General features: G+C 64.2%; 16 protein-coding genes and 3 tRNA genes. 9 read left to right on the top strand and 10 right to left on the bottom strand.

The window, feature by feature from the left end; genetic code table 11:
* Positions 1-3: 3 nt before the first annotated feature.
* The 8 genes from pilV (OXS31_RS18370) to rluD all read right to left on the bottom strand — a co-directional run bounded on the left by pilV (OXS31_RS18370) (position 4) and on the right by rluD (position 6,257).
* Entirely contained in the window at positions 4-600 is a 597-nt protein-coding gene (pilV, locus tag OXS31_RS18370; protein ID WP_074583957.1) for a type IV pilus modification protein PilV, read from the bottom strand.
* On the bottom strand, positions 601-1,134 hold the full coding sequence (locus OXS31_RS18365) for a GspH/FimT family pseudopilin (RefSeq protein ID WP_267401266.1): 534 nt from the start codon (positions 1,132-1,134) through the stop codon (positions 601-603).
* A 335-nt stretch (positions 1,135-1,469) separates the two neighbouring features.
* Positions 1,470-1,545: transfer RNA gene (locus OXS31_RS18360), tRNA-Lys, on the bottom strand.
* Between the two features lie 5 nt (positions 1,546-1,550).
* Positions 1,551-1,627: transfer RNA gene (locus OXS31_RS18355), tRNA-Pro, on the bottom strand.
* Between the two features lie 10 nt (positions 1,628-1,637).
* Positions 1,638-1,713, bottom strand: a tRNA-Asn gene (locus OXS31_RS18350).
* 162 nt (positions 1,714-1,875) lie between these two features.
* Positions 1,876-4,440: an ATP-dependent chaperone ClpB gene (gene clpB / locus OXS31_RS18345; RefSeq protein WP_027600191.1), complete on the bottom strand. Its 2,565-nt coding sequence runs from the start codon at positions 4,438-4,440 to the stop codon at positions 1,876-1,878.
* 129 nt (positions 4,441-4,569) lie between these two features.
* On the bottom strand, positions 4,570-5,298 hold the full coding sequence (gene pgeF, locus OXS31_RS18340) for a peptidoglycan editing factor PgeF (RefSeq protein WP_267401279.1): 729 nt from the start codon (positions 5,296-5,298) through the stop codon (positions 4,570-4,572).
* Entirely contained in the window at positions 5,298-6,257 is a 960-nt protein-coding gene (rluD, locus tag OXS31_RS18335) for a 23S rRNA pseudouridine(1911/1915/1917) synthase RluD (protein ID WP_074583960.1), read from the bottom strand. Before rluD ends, pgeF begins: the two co-directional genes overlap by 1 nt.
* A gap of 188 nt (positions 6,258-6,445) precedes the next feature.
* Here rluD and OXS31_RS18330 point away from each other — a divergent pair, with 188 nt between their 5' ends.
* Entirely contained in the window at positions 6,446-7,471 is a 1,026-nt protein-coding gene (locus tag OXS31_RS18330) for an outer membrane protein assembly factor BamD (protein ID WP_007160812.1), read from the top strand.
* A gap of 110 nt (positions 7,472-7,581) precedes the next feature.
* Here OXS31_RS18330 and OXS31_RS18325 read toward each other — a convergent pair whose 3' ends face one another.
* Complete coding sequence (locus tag OXS31_RS18325) at positions 7,582-9,204, bottom strand: NAD+ synthase (RefSeq protein WP_267401259.1); 1,623 nt, start codon at positions 9,202-9,204, stop codon at positions 7,582-7,584.
* Positions 9,205-9,335: 131 nt separating this feature from the next.
* On the opposite strand from OXS31_RS18325, the gene OXS31_RS18320 reads away from it, so the two are divergent.
* Genes OXS31_RS18320 through OXS31_RS18310 form a run of 3 tightly spaced genes read left to right on the top strand, consistent with a single transcriptional unit; the run spans position 9,336 to position 12,485 of the window.
* On the top strand, positions 9,336-9,584 hold the full coding sequence (locus tag OXS31_RS18320; protein ID WP_027600187.1) for a PP0621 family protein: 249 nt from the start codon (positions 9,336-9,338) through the stop codon (positions 9,582-9,584).
* Positions 9,568-11,142: an ATP-binding protein gene (locus OXS31_RS18315; protein ID WP_132832999.1), complete on the top strand. Its 1,575-nt coding sequence runs from the start codon at positions 9,568-9,570 to the stop codon at positions 11,140-11,142. Before OXS31_RS18320 ends, OXS31_RS18315 begins: the two co-directional genes overlap by 17 nt.
* A gap of 2 nt (positions 11,143-11,144) precedes the next feature.
* Positions 11,145-12,485, top strand: coding sequence for a sigma-54 dependent transcriptional regulator (locus OXS31_RS18310; protein ID WP_027600185.1), 1,341 nt, complete (start codon positions 11,145-11,147; stop codon positions 12,483-12,485).
* Here OXS31_RS18310 and thiO read toward each other — a convergent pair whose 3' ends face one another.
* The gene (gene thiO / locus OXS31_RS18305) at positions 12,486-13,589 is read right to left on the bottom strand and encodes a glycine oxidase ThiO (RefSeq protein ID WP_267401247.1); all 1,104 of its coding nucleotides are present in this window, start codon (positions 13,587-13,589) and stop codon (positions 12,486-12,488) included. It abuts the gene before it with no gap.
* Positions 13,590-13,684: 95 nt separating this feature from the next.
* Here thiO and OXS31_RS18300 point away from each other — a divergent pair, with 95 nt between their 5' ends.
* From OXS31_RS18300 to OXS31_RS18280, 5 genes are all read left to right on the top strand, one after another.
* Positions 13,685-14,209, top strand: a complete 525-nt coding sequence (locus tag OXS31_RS18300; protein WP_144956982.1) for a GspH/FimT family pseudopilin — start codon at positions 13,685-13,687, stop codon at positions 14,207-14,209.
* 105 nt (positions 14,210-14,314) lie between these two features.
* Complete coding sequence (locus tag OXS31_RS18295) at positions 14,315-14,791, top strand: GspH/FimT family pseudopilin (RefSeq protein WP_081875230.1); 477 nt, start codon at positions 14,315-14,317, stop codon at positions 14,789-14,791.
* Positions 14,788-15,261, top strand: coding sequence for a type IV pilus modification protein PilV (gene pilV / locus OXS31_RS18290; RefSeq protein WP_115945313.1), 474 nt, complete (start codon positions 14,788-14,790; stop codon positions 15,259-15,261). The genes OXS31_RS18295 and pilV (OXS31_RS18290) overlap by 4 nt, the downstream gene beginning before the upstream one ends.
* Positions 15,258-16,292 (top strand): PilW family protein, encoded by a 1,035-nt coding sequence (locus OXS31_RS18285; protein WP_144956979.1) that lies wholly within the window; start codon positions 15,258-15,260, stop codon positions 16,290-16,292. Before pilV (OXS31_RS18290) ends, OXS31_RS18285 begins: the two co-directional genes overlap by 4 nt.
* On the top strand, positions 16,289-16,759 hold the full coding sequence (locus OXS31_RS18280) for a PilX N-terminal domain-containing pilus assembly protein (protein WP_044341575.1): 471 nt from the start codon (positions 16,289-16,291) through the stop codon (positions 16,757-16,759). Before OXS31_RS18285 ends, OXS31_RS18280 begins: the two co-directional genes overlap by 4 nt.
* The last annotated feature ends 7 nt before the right edge of the window (positions 16,760-16,766 follow it).

Genomic DNA, 16,766 nt, shown 5'->3' with positions numbered 1-16,766 from the left:
GGCCTACAGCTCCGAGCGCAAGGCGTAGTAGCAGACGCCCTTGGGGCAATTCAGCGAATCGTTGCTGACGTCCTGCCAGGCCACCACCACCATCACCGGTGCCACCGCATTGGTCTCGCAGGCACCCAGCGGCGTCGTGTTGCCCGCAGGATCGCTGGACGGCAGTTTCGGTACGCCGGACGCTGGACAGACCGCGAAGCTGCTGGCGATCAAGGCGTCCGTCACGGGTAGCAGCGCCTTTACCTGATTCAGCCAACACCCCAGATCCTGCCCCGCCACCGCGTCCCCACCTGCAGAGCGATCCCGGGTCAGGCAGGTCTTGCCGGCATCGAGCGCCTTGGTGCGAAAGCTGGTGCCGGGCTGCTTGATGTAGGCCCCGTCGATCTTGACCTTGTCGCTCGCCACCACCTGACCGCGGTTGCTGCGCATCAACTCGAGCAGGTCGTTGGCCAATACCATGGCATTGCTGCGCTGCACCGAATCTTGGGACAGCGCCACGCTGCGGGTCTGCAGCGCCACCATGCCCAGCACGCCGATGCAGATGATCACCAGACTGACCAGCACCTCGATCATGCTGAAACCCCCTTGCCAGCGCTTCATCTAGCTGCACCCCACGGCGCTGGCACGGTTAGGCACATAGTCGCTCACAGTCAGCACCCCGCCCTGACTGAGGGTGAATTGCTTGCCCTGGGCGAGCGCATTGGTAGCGCAGACGCGAATGGTGGCTTCACCGCTGAGTTTCAGACTGCCATTGGGTTGGAAGGTCAGACTGGTCAGGGGGGTACCTCCCATGGATCCGGTTCCGTTGACGCCGTTACCCAGTCCCCCGCTGTACTGCCGCAAGACCTCGGCAGTGGGCAGCACCACCGTCTTGGCCGTGGTGATCCTCAGCGCGCCCATCCAGCCGTTGGCATCCTCCGGATCGGTGGTTACGACGACATTCACACCGCGACTCATGGCTTCGCTGCGTGCGTAATAGAGGGCGCGCTGCAACTCCCCCGCTGCCGCCTGGACACGGTTGCTTTGTACCAGGCTCGCGAAGCCGGGCGCCGCCAGCGCCGTGACGATACCCAGCAGCGCTATGACGACCAAAACCTCGATGAGCGTAAAACCCGAGAGGCGCTTCGACTGCATCCCCACCGCCTGAAAACCCGTGACTTCACCTGATAGTAGTAAGGGCTCAGGCGGCCGCTATGACCGGCTATCGCTTCGATCGGCGCGGGTAACAGCCTGGATCGAGGCGTTCGCCGGAGATGGGCGAAATAGAGCGCGGCGGGGAGAATCGAGGGTGGCAGATCAGAATACGGCCCGTTCCAGAGTCTGCTCTAAGCAGGGGGATTTGAGAGAGCAACTTAGCCCTGAGCCCTGGCGGGGTCGGCGCCTCATAGGCAGAGGGACCGGATCTCGGAGAGAGAAATCCAATCCCTAAAAACGCAAAAACCCTCCTTGCGGAGGGTTTCTGGTAAAAATGGTGGGTCGTGTAGGATTCGAACCTACGACCAATTGGTTAAAAGCCAACTGCTCTACCGACTGAGCTAACGACCCAAATATGGTCGGGGTAGGGGGATTCGAACTCCCGACATCCTGCTCCCAAAGCAGGCGCGCTACCGGGCTGCGCTATACCCCGAGAATGGAAGTGGCTCCGCGACCTGGACTCGAACCAGGGACCCAATGATTAACAGTCATTTGCTCTACCGACTGAGCTATCGCGGAATTTCGATCTTCCAACCCCTCTTACGTCAGTGCCTTTCGGGCTTTGCCGTAAGTGAGGTGCGCCATTTTACGGAAGTGGAAACAGACGTCAACACCTAGCCTGCTGTTTTTTCACAAATTTATGTGAAAGGCCGGGCGACCCTGGGATCGCCCGGTCATTTCCTAGGCGAAGACGATCTCGTCGCCCTCTACCCTGCCCTCGATGCGGCTGTTCGGCGCGAAGGCGCCCGAGAGGATGCGCTGGGCCAGCGGATTCTCGATCCAGCGCTGGATCGCCCGCTTGAGCGGACGGGCACCGTAGACCGGGTCGTAACCCACCGCCACCAGCTTGTCCAAGGCCTCGGGCGACAGCTCCAGCTGCAGGTCACGCTCGGCCAGGCGCTGCCGCAGGTGCTGCAGCTGGATCTCGGCGATGCCGGCGATCTGTTCGCGGCCCAGGGGCTCGAACACCACCACCTCATCGATCCGGTTGATGAACTCGGGGCGGAAGTGACTGGCCACCGCATCCATCACCGCGGCGCGCTGGGCATCGGGATCGCCGACCAGCTCCTGGATCTGCGCCGAGCCCAGGTTCGAGGTCATGACGATCACCGCATTGCGGAAATCCACGGTTCGGCCCTGGCTGTCGGTCAGACGCCCGTCGTCGAGCACCTGCAGAAGGATGTTGAAGACATCCGGATGAGCCTTTTCCACCTCGTCCAGCAGGACCACCGAGTAAGGCTTGCGCCGCACGGCCTCGGTCAGGTAGCCACCCTCTTCATAGCCGACATAGCCGGGCGGAGCCCCGATCAGGCGAGCCACGGAGTGCTTCTCCATGAATTCGGACATGTCGATGCGCACCATGGCGTCTTCGGTGTCGAAGAGAAACTCCGCCAGCGACTTGCACAGCTCGGTCTTGCCCACCCCGGTCGGGCCGAGGAAGAGGAAGGAACCGCTGGGGCGATTCGGATCGGACAGGCCCGCCCGCGAGCGGCGCACGGCATTGGCCACGGCGGTGACCGCCTCGTCCTGGCCGATCACCCGGTTGTGCAGGGCCTCTTCCATGCGCAAGAGCTTGTCACGCTCGCCTTCGAGCATCTTGCTGACCGGAATGCCGGTCCACTTGGAGACCACCTCGGCGATCTCGTCTTCGGTGACCTTGTTGCGCAAGAGCTGGTTGGCCGGCTTCTCGTGCTGGTCGACCATCTGCAGGCTGCGCTCCAGATCGGGGATGGTGCCGTACTGCAGCTCGGCCATGCGATTGAGGTCGCCCTTGCGGCGAGCGGCCTCCAGCTCGGTGCGCGCCTGTTCGATGCGCTGCTGCAACTGGGCGGAATCCTGGACCTCGGCTTTTTCTGCCTTCCAGACCTCTTCCAGATCGGCGTATTCCTGCTCGAGGCGGGCGATGTCCTCGTCGAGTTTTTCCAGTCGCTTGCGCGCGGCCTCGTCCTCTTCCTTCTTCAGCGCCTGACGTTCCACCTTGAGCTGGATCAGCCGGCGATCCAGGCGATCAAGGGCCTCCGGCTTGGAGTCTATCTCCATGCGGATGCGGCTGGCGGCCTCGTCGATCAGGTCGATGGCCTTGTCCGGCAGCTGACGATCGGTGATGTAGCGATGAGACAGCTTGGCCGCGGCGATGATGGCGCCATCGGTGATGGCCACCTTGTGGTGTACCTCGTAGCGCTCCTTGAGGCCACGCAGGATGGCGATGGTGTCTTCCTCGCTCGGCTCGTCCACCAGCACCTTCTGGAAGCGCCGCTCCAGGGCCGCGTCCTTCTCGATGTACTGGCGGTACTCGTCGAGGGTGGTGGCACCCACGCAGTGCAGCTCGCCACGGGCCAGGGCCGGCTTGAGCATGTTGCCGGCATCCATGGCGCCCTCGGCCTTGCCGGCGCCGACCATGGTGTGCAGCTCGTCGATGAAGAGGATGATGCGCCCTTCCTGCTTGGCCAGTTCGTTGAGCACGCCCTTGAGGCGCTCTTCGAATTCGCCGCGGAATTTGGCACCGGCGATCAGCGCGCCCATGTCCAGGGCCAGCAGGCGCTTGTCCTTGAGGCCATCGGGCACTTCGCCATTGATGATGCGCTGGGCCAAGCCCTCGGCGATGGCGGTCTTGCCGACGCCGGGCTCACCGATCAGCACCGGATTGTTCTTGGTGCGGCGCTGCAGGACCTGGATGGTGCGGCGGATCTCGTCGTCCCGCCCGATCACCGGGTCGAGCTTGCCGTCTTCGGCGCGCTTGGTGAGATCGACGGTGAACTTGTCCAGCGCCTTGCGGCTGTCTTCGGCATTGGGGTCATTGACCGCCTCGCCCCCGCGCAGGTTGTTGATGGCGTTCTCCAGCGCCTTACGCGAGACGCCCTGCCCCAGCAGCAACTTGCCGAGGCGGGTGTTCTCGTCCATGGCGGCGAGCAGCACCAGCTCGCTGGAGATGAACTGGTCGCCCTTCTGCTGGGCCAGACGATCGGCCTGGTTGAGCAGCCGCGCCAGATCCTGGGACAGATTCACGTCGCCGGTGGGATTCTGGATCTTGGGCAGCTTGTCCAGCTCTTCGGCCAGGGTCTTGCGCAGGCTGGCGAGGTCGAAGCCGACCTGGCGCAGCAGCGGAGAAATGGAACCGCCCTGCTGGTCGAGCAGCGCGGAGAACAGGTGCAGCGGCTCGATGGCCGGATGGTCATGGCCGACGGCCAGGGACTGGGCATCCGCCAGAGCGAGCTGCAATTTGCTGGTGAAACGGTCTATACGCATGGGCAAGGTCCTATCTGAGACGCGGGATGGCGCAGCAGAGGGCGCTTTCGATTACCCGCGGGAATGTCCTTTAGATAGGGGCGATGCCTAACGATTCAAGCCAACGAGGCTTGACATCCGAAAAAATACTTAGGCGTTGATCCAGATCAGGCTGGCAAAGCGACCGGTCCGGGCGCCGCGCCGATAGGAAAAGAAGCGCTCTTCGTCGGCGAAGGTGTCGAAGCCACCGCCATGGACCGCCGTGATGCCTTGAGCCGCTAAGCGCAGACGAGCCAGGGCATAGAGATCGCCCAGGTACTTGTCCCCGCCCCTGGCCACGAAACACCGCTCGGCCTCGGCGTGCTGGGCGACAAAGGCCTCACGCACCTCGACGCCCACTTCGAAACTGGCCGGCCCTATGGCGGGACCCAGCCAGACCAACACCTCGGCGGGAGCGACCTCCAGACTGGCGGCGGCCGCCTCCAGCACGCCACCCGCCAGACCGCGCCAGCCAGCGTGGGCCGCCGCGACGCGGGAGCCGTCCCGCCGGCAGAACAGGGCTGGCAGGCAATCGGCGGTCATCATGGTCACCGCGATACCGGGAGTGGCCGTCCAGGCGGCATCGGCCTGGAGCACCCGGGTCGGATCGGCTTCGACGACGGCAGTGCCATGGACCTGTTCGAGCCAGGCCGGACGGCACCCCAGGGCCTGGCCCAGGCGTCGGCGATTCTCGGCGACCGCAGCCGGATCGTCACCGACGTGGTTGCCCAGGTTGAAGCTGTCGAAGGGCGCCCGGCTGACGCCACCCGCGCGGGTGGTCACACAGGCCTGGACGCCAACCGGCGCCGGCCAGTCCGGCCGCAGCCAGTCGGCGTCGATCATTCGAAGGATTCCCGATCCTGGCGCAGCAGATCCAGCAGCCAGACCAGGTCTTCCGGCAGCGGCGACTCCCAGCGCAGGCGTTCGCCGGTCACCGGATGATCCAGTTCGAGGAAGCGCGCGTGCAGTGCCTGGCGCGGGAATTCGCGCAGGGTCTTGACCAGGGTCGGATTGGTCGCCGGCGGGATCCTGAAGCGACCGCCATAGACCGGATCGCCTACCAGGGGGAAACCGACATGGGTCATGTGCACGCGGATCTGGTGGGTGCGCCCGGTCTCCAGCTTGACCCGGGTATGGGTATAGGCACGAAAGCGCTCCAGCACCCGGTAGTGACTGACCGCGGGCTTGCCACCGGCGATCACCGCCATTTGCTGGCGGCGTTGGGAATGACGGCCGATGGGCGCATTGACGGTGCCGCCGGCGACGATCACCCCGGCGACGATGGCTTCATAGATGCGACTCACCGAGCGCGCCTGCAACTGGGCGACCAGGTGGGTATGGGCCTCCAGGGTCTTGGCCACCACCATGAGTCCGGTGGTGTCCTTGTCCAGGCGATGGACGATACCGGCACGCGGCACGCTGTCCAGCGAGGGTACGTGGTGCAGCAGGGCATTGAGCAGGGTGCCATCGGCATGACCGGCGGCCGGATGCACCACCAGCCCGGCGGGCTTGTCGAGCACCAGCAGGTGATCGTCTTCGTAGACGATGTCCAGTTCGATGTCCTGGGCCACCCACTCGCCCTGGGCCTCGCGCTCGGCGCGCAGCGCCAGCTGGGCGCCGCCATGGACGGTGTCACGCGGACGCAGCACGGCGCCGTCGACGGTCAGGCTGCCGTCCTTGATCCAGGCGGCGAGACGCGAGCGGGAGTGTTCGGCGAACAGCTGGGCAGCGACCTGATCGAGGCGCTGGCCACCGAGTTCGTAGGGGACTTCGGCATTGAGAACGATGGATTCGGACATGGATCTGCGCGGGCAATGGCAGGGCTTTTGGAATCGGCCCGACCCTGTGGTTAAATACGGCGACTTTTTTGCCCCGGCATTCCGGGTCGATCATCATAACAGGACGGTTCCGGCCCCGTCACAGGCTAGGTGAGCGCTCTCCGCGCTCATCCCTGCACCGCCGACCGTTTCGGGGAATCCAAGCCGCCATGCAATTGAAGCACCTGCTGCTGGTCACCAGCCTAGTCCTCACCGCCGCCTGCTCCTCGAAAGCGCCCGAGGTTCCGGAAAATCTGCCGGAAGGCGAGCTCTACACCCAGGCTCAGCGCGATATTTCCAACAGCAGCTACACGGACGCCATCAGCAAGCTGAAGGCCCTGGAGTCGCGGTATCCCTTCGGTCGCTATGCCGAGCAGGCCCAGCTCGAGCTGATCTACGCCAACTACAAGAATGGCGAGCCCGAGGCGGCGCGCACGGCGGCGGATCGCTTCATCCGTCTGCATCCGCAACACCCCAATGTCGACTACGCCTACTACATGAAGGGCGTGTCCTCCTTCGAACAGGACCGCGGCCTGTTGGCGCGCTTCCTGCCGCTGGACATGACCAAGCGTGACCCGGGCGCGGCGCGCGATTCCTTCAACGACTTCGCCCAGTTCACCAGCCGCTTCCCCAACAGCCGCTACGCCCCGGACGCCAAGGCGCGCATGGTCTACCTGCGCAACCTGCTGGCGGCCTACGACGTGCACGTCGGCCACTACTACCTGACCCGCAAGGCCTATGTGGCCGCCGCCAACCGCGGCCGCTACGTGGTCGAGAACTTCCAGGGCACCCCGTCGGTGGGCGATGGCCTGGCGATCATGACCGAAGCCTACAAGCACCTGGGTCTCAACGACCTGGCGGCCACCAGCCTGGAAACCCTCAAGCTCAACTACCCGGACAACGTCAGCCTCAAGGATGGCGAATTCCAGCTGCGCGAGCCGGACGACAAGGATCAGCAGCGCTCCTGGCTGACCCGTGCGACCCTGGGCCTGATTGATCGCCCGAGCGATCCGCTGCCGCCCGGCGAGACCCGTGCCAGCCAGGACATCCAGCGCAAGTACCAGGAAGAGCGTGACAACCTGGCGCCCGAGCTGCGCATCGTCGACCCGGCCGAGGCCGAGAAGGCCGGTGGCGCGACGCCGGCGCCGGCCAAGCGCTCCTGGTTCAGCCGCCTGACCTTTGGTCTGTTCGACTGATCCGGCAGCAGACGTGAAAAGGGGAAGCCAGTGGCTTCCCCTTTTTTATTGCCCGCAATGGCTGGCGCTACCCTCTGGCGCCGGATCGCAGGGGTCCGGCGCCCGACGAGCTAGTCGCCGATGCGCCAACCCGAGGTGATCGGATAGCGCCGATCACGCCCGAAACCGCGCTGGGTGACCCGGGCGCCCACCGCCGCCTGGCGCCGCTTGTATTCGTTGAGATCCACCAGGCGCAGCACCCTGCGCACCGTTTCCTCGTCGAAGCCGGCGGCGACGATGTCCACGGCCGAGAGATCCTGCTCGACATACAGCCGCAGGATCTCGTCGAGCACCGGATAGGGCGGCAGCGAGTCCTCGTCCTTCTGGTCCGGCGACAGTTCGGCCGATGGCGGGCGGTCGATCACGCGCTGGGGAATCACCTCGCCCGCACGATTACGGTACTCGCAGAGGTGGAACACCAGGGTCTTGGGCACATCCTTGAGCACGTCGAAGCCGCCGGCCATGTCGCCATAGAGGGTGGCGTAACCGACGGCCATCTCGCTCTTGTTGCCGGTGGTCAGCACCAGATAGCCCTTCTTGTTGGAGATGGCCATCAGCAGGGTCCCGCGGCAACGCGCCTGCAGATTCTCCTCGGTGGTATCCCGCCCGAGTCCGGCGAATTCGCCGGCCAGGGTCGCCTGGAAGGCCTCGACCATGGGTGCGATGGGCAAGACGCTGTAGCGCACTCCCAGCGTCCGCGCCTCGGCTTCGGCGTCGTCCAGGCTGATCTGGGCGGTGTAGTGATAGGGCATCATCACCGCCTCCACCTGCTCCGCGCCCAGCGCATCCACGGCGACCGCCAGCACGAGGGCCGAATCGATGCCCCCGGACAGGCCCAGCACCACGCCCTTGAAGCCGTTCTTGCACACATAGTCGCGCACCCCGAGCACAAGGGCGTCATAGACGCTGGCCTCCAGCGAGGCGACGGGGGCGAGTTCGGCCGGCTGCGGTTGCAGGGCCGCATCGATGATCACCGGATAGAGGCCTTCGACGAAGGCCGGCGCGCGCTGACTGACCTGCCCCCGGGCATCGACCACGAAGGAATGACCGTCGAACACCAACTCGTCCTGGCCACCCACCTGGTTGACGTAGACCACCGGCATGCCGCCCTCGCGGGCACGCTCGCCCACCACGGCCTCGCGCTCCGGCTGCTTGCCGCCGTGGAAGGGCGAGGCATTGAGGTTGAGCATCAGTCGTGCCCCGGCCGCGCGCGCCCTGGCCATAGGCTCGGCGAACCAGATGTCCTCGCAGATGGTGACGCCGATGGGCACGCCCTGGTAGTCGAACACGGCCGCTCTGTCGCCCGGCTCGAAATAGCGCTTCTCGTCGAACACCCGATAGTTGGGCAATTGCTGCTTGCGATAGAAGGCCAGCTCGGCGCCATCGCGATAGACCGCGCAGGCGTTGTAGCGTCGCCCCTCCTCCAGCCAGGGAAAGCCCACCAGCACATGGATGCCGGCGATCTCCTGGCGGATCCGCTGCAGCCCCTGCTCGATCCGGCGCTGCATGCTCGAGCGCAGCAGCAAGTCCTCCGGGGGATAGCCGCACAGCGACAGCTCCGGAAAGACGATGAGATCGCCCTGCAGCTCATCCCGGGCCTGCCGGGCGGCGGCGATGATGCGCTCTACATTGCCATGGATGTCGCCGACCTTGAGGTTCACCTGCGCCATCACGACGTTCAGCAACTGACTCATGCACTCTTCCTTGCCCGATTGATCGGCGCATTTTCCCGCAAGCAGCGAAGCGGGACAATCGATGCCATGCGGGGCTCACCGCCTGCAGCGGCCCTGCTAAACTCCACCCTCCTTCACGCTGCGAGATCGCCATGGGTCTGCTTCGCCTGCTGTTGTGGCTCGTCCTCCTGGGCGCGCTGTTCTGGATGATCAGACGCTGGTGGCGCGGCAAGACGCAGACGCCGTCCGGCAAGGCTCGCCCGCTACCGCCCAACCCCATGGTGCGCTGCGCCCATTGCGGCGTGCACGTGCCCCAGGAGAGAGCTCTGGCCGATGGCGAAGGCCAGCGCTGGTATTGCAGCGCCGAACATCGCCGGTTGCAGCATGAGCACCGCGACTGATCCAGGCACCCTGAGAGCCGACGCGGTCCTGCGGCTCTATCACCTCTATCGCATCGTCATCGGCCTGGCGCTGGTGGTGCTGATTTCCAGCGACCTGGACCAGCACTGGCTGCGCACCGTCGACGGCCAGCTGTTCCGCCAGGCCAGTTGGGCCTATCTCGCTGTCAACGCCGTGCTGGCGGTCGGCCAGCGGCTGTTGCGCGGTCGCGCCTTCACCCTAGCGCTGATCGACATCCTCGCCCTGGGCGGCCTGTTCTTCCTGGCCGGCGGCATCGCCAGCGGCATGGGCAGTCTGCTGGTGGTGACCGTCGGGGTATCCAACGTCCTGATCCGTGGCCGCCGCGGCCTGCTGATCGCCGCCCTGGCGGCCATCGCCCTGTTGCTGGCGACCGGCTATCTCGACCTGCGCCGCGGCGACAGCGGCAGTGGCTATGTGCAGGCAGCGGGCCTGGGCACCCTCTGCTTCGCCACGGCGCTGCTGGTGCAGGGCCTGGTCCGGCGGCTGCTGGACAGCCAGGCCCTGGCCGAAACCCGCGCCACGGCCGTGGCCGAACTGGAGGCCCTCAACGCCCTGATCCTCGAACGCATGCGGACCGGCATCCTGGTGTTCGACGCCGAATACCAGGTGCTGCTGGTGAATCCGGCAGCCCGCCGTCTGCTCGGTGTGGACGACGAGGACACCATCGCCCCCCTGGCCCTGGGTCTCGCCCAGCGCCTCGAGGAATGGGAGCGCAATCCCAGTATCCGGCCGGCGCCCTGGCGCGCCTATGCCAACGGCCCGCTGTTGCAACCCAGCTTCGCCCGCCTGCAACAGGGCGAAGGCGAGCGGGTGCTGACCTTTCTCGAAGACGTCTCGCGCATCGCCCAGCAGGCCCAGCAACTCAAGCTTGCCTCCCTCGGCCGTCTCACCGCCGGCATCGCCCACGAGATCCGCAATCCGCTGGGCGCCATCAGTCACGCCGCCCAGCTGCTACAGGAATCCGAGGAGCTGACCACGCCGGACCGGCGCCTGGCGCAGATCATCCAGGACCAGTCGCGGCGGATGAATCGGGTGGTGGAAAACGTCCTGCAGCTGTCTCGCCGCCAGCAGGCCGCCCCTCAGCTGATCGACCTGCGCTACTGGGCGCACCGCTTCGCCGGGGAGTTGCGCCCTACCCTGCCCGCCGGCCAGACGCTGCACGTCAAGACCGAGCCGGGCACCCTGCAGACGCACATGGATCCCCACCAGCTGGGCCAGATCCTGACCAACCTGGTGCAGAACGGCCTGCGCTACAGCTGCCAGAAGCACGGCATCGGCCAGGTCTGGCTCAGCACCTACCGCGATCCGGAAAGCGACCTGCCCATCCTCGAAGTGGTCGACGACGGACCGGGCGTCGCCGCCGAGCAACTTGACCACCTGTTCGAGCCCTTCTTCACCACCGAGAACAAGGGGACCGGGCTGGGCCTGTACATCTCCCGTGAGCTTTGCGAGAGCAACCAGGCCAGACTTGGCTATCATCCCTTGGCGAACGGCAGCTGTTTTCGCATCACCTTCGCCCATCCCCGCACAATGAGCTGAGCATGGCCCGACAGAAAGTCCTGATCGTCGACGATGAACCCGATATCCGCGAACTCCTGGAGATCACCTTGGGGCGGATGAAGCTCGACACCGCTAGCGCCAAGAACATCGCCGATGCCCGGGCCATCCTCGAACGGGAAAGCTTCGACCTCTGCCTGACCGACATGCGTCTGCCCGACGGCTCGGGACTGGACCTGATCCAGTTCATCCAGCAACGCTTTCCGCAATTGCCGGTGGCCATGATCACCGCCTTCGGCAGTCTGGAAACCGCGGTCCAGGCACTCAAGGCCGGTGCGTTCGACTACCTCACCAAGCCGGTGGACCTGCCGCGCCTGCGTGAACTGGTAGGCACGGCCCTGCGGCTGTCCGGGCCTGCCCCGGCAGCGGCCGGCGCCAGCGAAACCCAACTGCTCGGCGAATCGCCGCCCATGCGCGCCCTGCGCAACCAGATCGCCAAACTGGCGCGCAGCCAGGCGCCGGTCTACATCAGCGGCGAATCGGGCAGCGGCAAGGAGCGGGTGGCACGACTGATCCATGAGCAGGGTCCGCGGGCCGGTCGGCCCTTCGTCCCGGTCAACTGTGGCGCCATCCCCTCGGAGTTGGTGGAAAGCGAATTTTTCGGCCACCGCAAGGGCAGCTTCACCGGCGCCATCGAGGACAAGCAGGGCCTGTTCCAGGCCGCCCAGGGCGGCACCCTGTTTCTCGACGAGGTGGCCGATCTGCCGCTGCCGATGCAGGTCAAGCTGTTGCGCGCCATCCAGGAAAAGGCCGTGCGCCCGGTAGGCAGCCAGCAGGAGATCAGCCTGGACGTACGCATCCTCAGCGCCACCCACCGGGATCTGGCCGCCGAAGTCGCCGCCGGGACCTTCCGCCAGGACCTCTACTACCGCCTCAATGTCATCGAATTGCAGGTGCCGGCCCTGCGCGAGCGCCGCGAAGACATCGGCATCCTGGCCAACCATATGCTCGAACGCCTGGCACGCGACGCCGGCCTGGCCGCGGCCACGCTGGGCGAGGATGCCCTGGCCAAGCTCAAAAGCTACCGTTTCCCCGGGAACGTGCGGGAACTGGAAAACATGCTGGAGCGGGCCTACACCCTCTGCGAGGGCGACGTCATCCGCCCGGCCGATCTGCGCCTGGCCGATGCCCCGGCAGCCACCGCCACCGGCGAAGCCAGCCTGGCAAACATCGCCAATCTGGAAGACCACCTGGAGTCCATCGAACGCCAGCTGATCATGCAGGCGCTCGAAGAGACCCGCTGGAATCGCACCGCCGCCGCGGAACGCCTGGGTCTCTCCTTCCGCTCGATGCGCTACCGACTGAAGAAGCTCGGAATCGACTGATCAGTCCGCTGCCAACCGAGCGCCTGGCGCATAGGGCGCCGGATCGATGATCGGCGTGCGTTCGGTGAGCAGATCGGTCAGCAACTGGCAGGACGCCGGCGCCAGCACCAGGCCGTTGCGATAGTGCCCGCAGTTGAGCCACAGCCCGGGCAGCTCCGGTACCGGCCCGATAAAGGGCACGCCATCCGGCGAGCCCGGCCGCAGTCCCGCCCAGTGCGCCACCGGCGCCTGGCCGGCCAGCGCCGGCAGCAATTCGGCGGCCGAGGCCTGCAAGCTGGCCAGCGCCTCGGCGGTCGGCGTCTTGTCGAATTCGGCGTGCTCCAGGGTGCTGCCGATGAGGATATGCCCATCGCGGCGCGGAATGGCGTAGCGCCCCTTGGCCAGCACCACGCTGGTCAGATAACCCGCTGGCTGGCGATACAGCAGCATCTGCCCCTTCACCGGCCGCACCGGCACGGCCAGCCCCAGGCTCTGCAGCAAATCACCACTCCAGGCCCCGGCACAGACCACCACGGACTCGGCATGGATGGCCTCGCGCGCCGTCTGCACCCCCACTACCCGCTCGCCCTGGCGCAGGAAACCGGTCACCGGCGACTCGCTCACCAGCGTCACATTCGGCATGCCTAGCAGGGCTTCGCGCAGAGAGCGCACCAGCCGGGGATTGCGCACATTGGCCACCCCCGCCATGAAGACCGCCCGCTCATAGCCCGGCCCCAGCACCGGTACCCGCTGCCGCACCGCCGCGACCGACACCGACGCCAGCGGCCGCACATTGCGCCGCGCCCAGTCCAGCGCCTCGGCTTCGTCCTCCAGATCGAGCCAGTACAGCCCGGTCACTTCCACCTCGGGGTCCACCCCCGTCTCCTGCCGTAACCGTTCCCCTAGCACCGGATAGAAATCCTGCGACCAGTGCGCCAGCGCCGTCACCGCCGGCTGATAGCGCCACGGATAAAGCGGCGACACGATCCCGCCGCCGGCCCAGGACGCCTCCCGCCCCGGCTCACCGCGCTCAACCACTACCACCCGCCGACCGCTCAAGGACAGGCAATAGGCCGACATCAGCCCTATCGCCCCCGCCCCGACCACCGCTACATCGAAACTCACGTCACACCTCTACATCCTGCAATTGACTGTTCCGCCGTCTTGGCGCAAAACGGCTATCGCGGCCAGGAAGGCCGCCTACCTACAAGGACGTCAACATGACCTATCGCATCTCGCGAGGCTTCAGCCTCTTCGAATCCCTGATCTGCCTCAGCGTACTGAGTATTGTCGCCTCCCTGGCCATTCCTGCCTTTGGCGGCATACTGCAGCGCAATCGCCAGCAGCTGGCCATTCAGCAACTCAGGGAGACGGTCAACTTCGCACGGGCGGCTGCCATCAACGGCTATGGCAGCGTGTCCATCTGTCACGCGCCGGCCGGCGAATGCGACAGCTCGAACCTCTGGTCGGCTACCACCCGCGTCTTCCGCGACTGGGATCGCGATGGCCTTCAATCAGTCGAAGAGCCCACCCTGCTGATTAGTCAGCTCCCCGACGGACTGCACTGGCGGTGGAACAATTTCCGTACGCTACCTCATCTGACATTTTTAAACAGCGGCGTGACCGACGCCCTGAACGGCAGCTTCATCCTCTGCCAAGGCGCCGAGCCGCGCGCACGACTGGTCCTGAACAAGGCAGGGCGGATCGAGGTGGCGAATCTTCGCACCAGCGATCGCTGCGCCTGAACGTCCTGACCAGACACCTTCCCGTTTCGACCGGATATCCGCCGTACGCTGGTCCAGCCAGGCATGATCCCCCATGCTTGGCCTTCCAGCCCAGCGAAACCGACGATGCGGACCCAGTACGGCTTTACCCTGATCGAAACCCTGGTAGCGCTCGCCATTCTGGCGATCGTGGTCAGCATTGCTGCGCCTTCCTTCAATAGGACAGTACAAAGCAACAGAGCTGCCGTGGCCAGCAATGAACTGGTCGGTGCGCTCCAGATAGCACGTTCAGAGGGACTAAAACGTCGTGCCGATGTAACGCTTTGTCGTCGCAATACGCAGGGCAATGCCTGTGAAAACGGCACCGACTGGGCCGCTGGATGGCTACTGATCCAGGGCAATCTGGTGATTCAAGTCTGGGAGAGCATCAACGGTATCACCCTTACCGGACCAAGCGCTGGCATAACCTTTCGCAGCAATGGCCTGACTACCCTGACCGCAAATCAGACTTTCACTCTCAGTACACCTAGCTGCACACGCACCGTTTCGCTCAACCTCACAGGTAGCGCCTCCGTCAATCAAAACGGGTGTCAACAGCCATGAGTCCCAACTACCGGCAGCGCGGCGCCACCCTGATCGAAGTTCTGATAGCAATGTTCATTCTTGCTATCGGTCTGTTGGGGCTGGCTGGCCTGCAAGCCGTCAGTACGCAGAGCAATCAGGGGGCTTATTACCGCTCGCAAGCGACCGTTCTAGCCAGCGACATCGTGGAGCGAATGCGTGCGAATAGAAAAATGGCACTGGCGGGCAATTACACTACCAGTAGCTTTCCCACATCCTCCAATACTCATGCGGTTGAAGGTACCCAGGACAAGCGCGACCTCGCAGAGTGGTTGAACAACTTGGCGAATAGTTTACCTCAGGGCACTGGCACCATCGTGACTGACAGCAACATCGTTACAGTGAGTATTCGTTGGGATGACGGACGGGGGCGGATTAAAAGTGCCAATGAAACAAGCGACCAGCTAACCGCTCGAAAAACGGAAACCTTTGCCTATAGGACCCGCCTATGAACCGCGCAGCGTTTCATCGTCAGGCTGGCCTGTCTATCATCGAACTGATGATTGCTCTACTGCTGGGTCTGGTTCTCATAGGCGGAGTGCTACAGCTGTTTCTTTCATCACGACAGACATATCAGACCAATGCAGCTCTATCACAGGTTCAAGAATCCGGTCGCTTCGCCTTGGAGTTCTTAGCCTTCGACCTTCGTAATGCGGGTTATCGAGGCGAGTGCCTGAGCCAACTGAATGATCTGACGCCCAGCACCCTGACCAGGGATTCAAATGGCATAGAAGACGAAAGATACGTTCTCGGTAGCGGTATCAGAGGCTGGAGCAATACCAATCCAGGCACGGTACCTGCCTGGTTGAGTCCGACATACAATGCGCGCACCGCGGCCACTGATGTTGTTCTGCTCAAACACGCGGTGAATCCGGTAGTCATGGCACTACCCACCGGCACCGTGGCTACGGCGACGAGTCTCACCACTGGCACTACGGACAATGGCGCTAGAAAAGGTAGTCTCATCATTGTGTCGGATCCAGTGGCCTGCGATTTCTTCGTCAATCAAAGCACTTCAGGCACATCCGTCTCACTTCCTACCGGGAAAAGCTTCAGTCGCCTTTATAACGATACAGCTCAGGTTTTGAGCTATCAGAGCGTCCTCTATTATCTGAGGGATGACGCTACCAGCGGCGCGCCCTCTCTATGGCGTACCCGCTACGGAGCTACCGACACTTCGGCTGCCAGCGCGACACCGGAGGAGCTGACCGGAGGCATTCAGGATTTGCAAATTCAATACGCCCTGGGTGACGCCAACGGCCAGATAACGGGTGACTACCTCGAGGCGAATGACGCCAACTTAACTGGCAATTGGCAGAGTGTCGTTTCCGTTCGGGTGAATCTCCTCGCGGTCAGTCGCCAGAGGAATGTGGTTTCGCCCAATCAAACCCTTCGTTTCATGGGTAGTGACAGGACGATCGCCGATGGCCGACTCGCCCAAGCCTTCACGCTTACCGTTGGGATTCGTAATCACCTGCCATGAAAAACCCCTCGAATCGACAAAATGGCGCGGTACTCATCGTGACGCTGGTCATGTTGCTCCTGATGACGCTGATCGCCATTGGCAGCATGAGAGGCACGGTCTTGCAAGAGCGTATGGCCGGAAACCTGCGCGATGAAAACCTCGCCTTCCAGACTGCCGAAATGGCCCAGCGAGACGCAGAGCAGGCAGCAAGGAATCGCTCTGTAGCCGACTGGCAAACGACTGCGCTTACCACCGCCTGGACCAATGCAACAACCCTCTCTAACCAAGGGCAGGCGACTTATCGTATGAATCCCCTACCCGGCGTGACCATCCGCAAAGCCGGCGACAGTATCGAGGCCGGTGTACCTGTCACTACCAGCGTCATTCGCATCGAAAGCAAAGGGCTCGGGAGCTCACAGGATACTGCGAGCACGCCAGCCGCCAGCTCCACGGTCAATATAAGCACCCTCTACATCAGGCGTTAGCGTTCGG

Origin of the sequence: Pseudomonas sp. GM_Psu_1 (assembly GCF_026544185.1) — a bacterium.
Lineage (GTDB): Bacteria > Pseudomonadota > Gammaproteobacteria > Pseudomonadales > Pseudomonadaceae > Chryseomonas > Chryseomonas oryzihabitans.
Note: the sequence above shows the minus strand (reverse complement) of the source record. Positions and strands in the feature narration are given on the sequence as shown.

What these genes read in the sequence shown, in the direction of transcription:
- pilV (WP_074583957.1), bottom strand. Translation starts at nt 600, where the DNA reads ATGAAGCGCTGGCAAGGGGGTTTCAGCATGATCGAGGTGCTGGTCAGT.
- OXS31_RS18365 (WP_267401266.1), bottom strand. Translation starts at nt 1,134, where the DNA reads ATGCAGTCGAAGCGCCTCTCGGGTTTTACGCTCATCGAGGTTTTGGTC.
- clpB (WP_027600191.1), bottom strand. Translation starts at nt 4,440, where the DNA reads ATGCGTATAGACCGTTTCACCAGCAAATTGCAGCTCGCTCTGGCGGAT.
- rluD (WP_074583960.1), bottom strand. Translation starts at nt 6,257, where the DNA reads ATGTCCGAATCCATCGTTCTCAATGCCGAAGTCCCCTACGAACTCGGT.
- OXS31_RS18330 (WP_007160812.1), top strand. Translation starts at nt 6,446, where the DNA reads ATGCAATTGAAGCACCTGCTGCTGGTCACCAGCCTAGTCCTCACCGCC.
- OXS31_RS18325 (WP_267401259.1), bottom strand. Translation starts at nt 9,204, where the DNA reads ATGAGTCAGTTGCTGAACGTCGTGATGGCGCAGGTGAACCTCAAGGTC.
- OXS31_RS18320 (WP_027600187.1), top strand. Translation starts at nt 9,336, where the DNA reads ATGGGTCTGCTTCGCCTGCTGTTGTGGCTCGTCCTCCTGGGCGCGCTG.
- OXS31_RS18315 (WP_132832999.1), top strand. Translation starts at nt 9,568, where the DNA reads ATGAGCACCGCGACTGATCCAGGCACCCTGAGAGCCGACGCGGTCCTG.
- OXS31_RS18310 (WP_027600185.1), top strand. Translation starts at nt 11,145, where the DNA reads ATGGCCCGACAGAAAGTCCTGATCGTCGACGATGAACCCGATATCCGC.
- OXS31_RS18300 (WP_144956982.1), top strand. Translation starts at nt 13,685, where the DNA reads ATGACCTATCGCATCTCGCGAGGCTTCAGCCTCTTCGAATCCCTGATC.
- OXS31_RS18295 (WP_081875230.1), top strand. Translation starts at nt 14,315, where the DNA reads ATGCGGACCCAGTACGGCTTTACCCTGATCGAAACCCTGGTAGCGCTC.
- pilV (WP_115945313.1), top strand. Translation starts at nt 14,788, where the DNA reads ATGAGTCCCAACTACCGGCAGCGCGGCGCCACCCTGATCGAAGTTCTG.
- OXS31_RS18285 (WP_144956979.1), top strand. Translation starts at nt 15,258, where the DNA reads ATGAACCGCGCAGCGTTTCATCGTCAGGCTGGCCTGTCTATCATCGAA.
- OXS31_RS18280 (WP_044341575.1), top strand. Translation starts at nt 16,289, where the DNA reads ATGAAAAACCCCTCGAATCGACAAAATGGCGCGGTACTCATCGTGACG.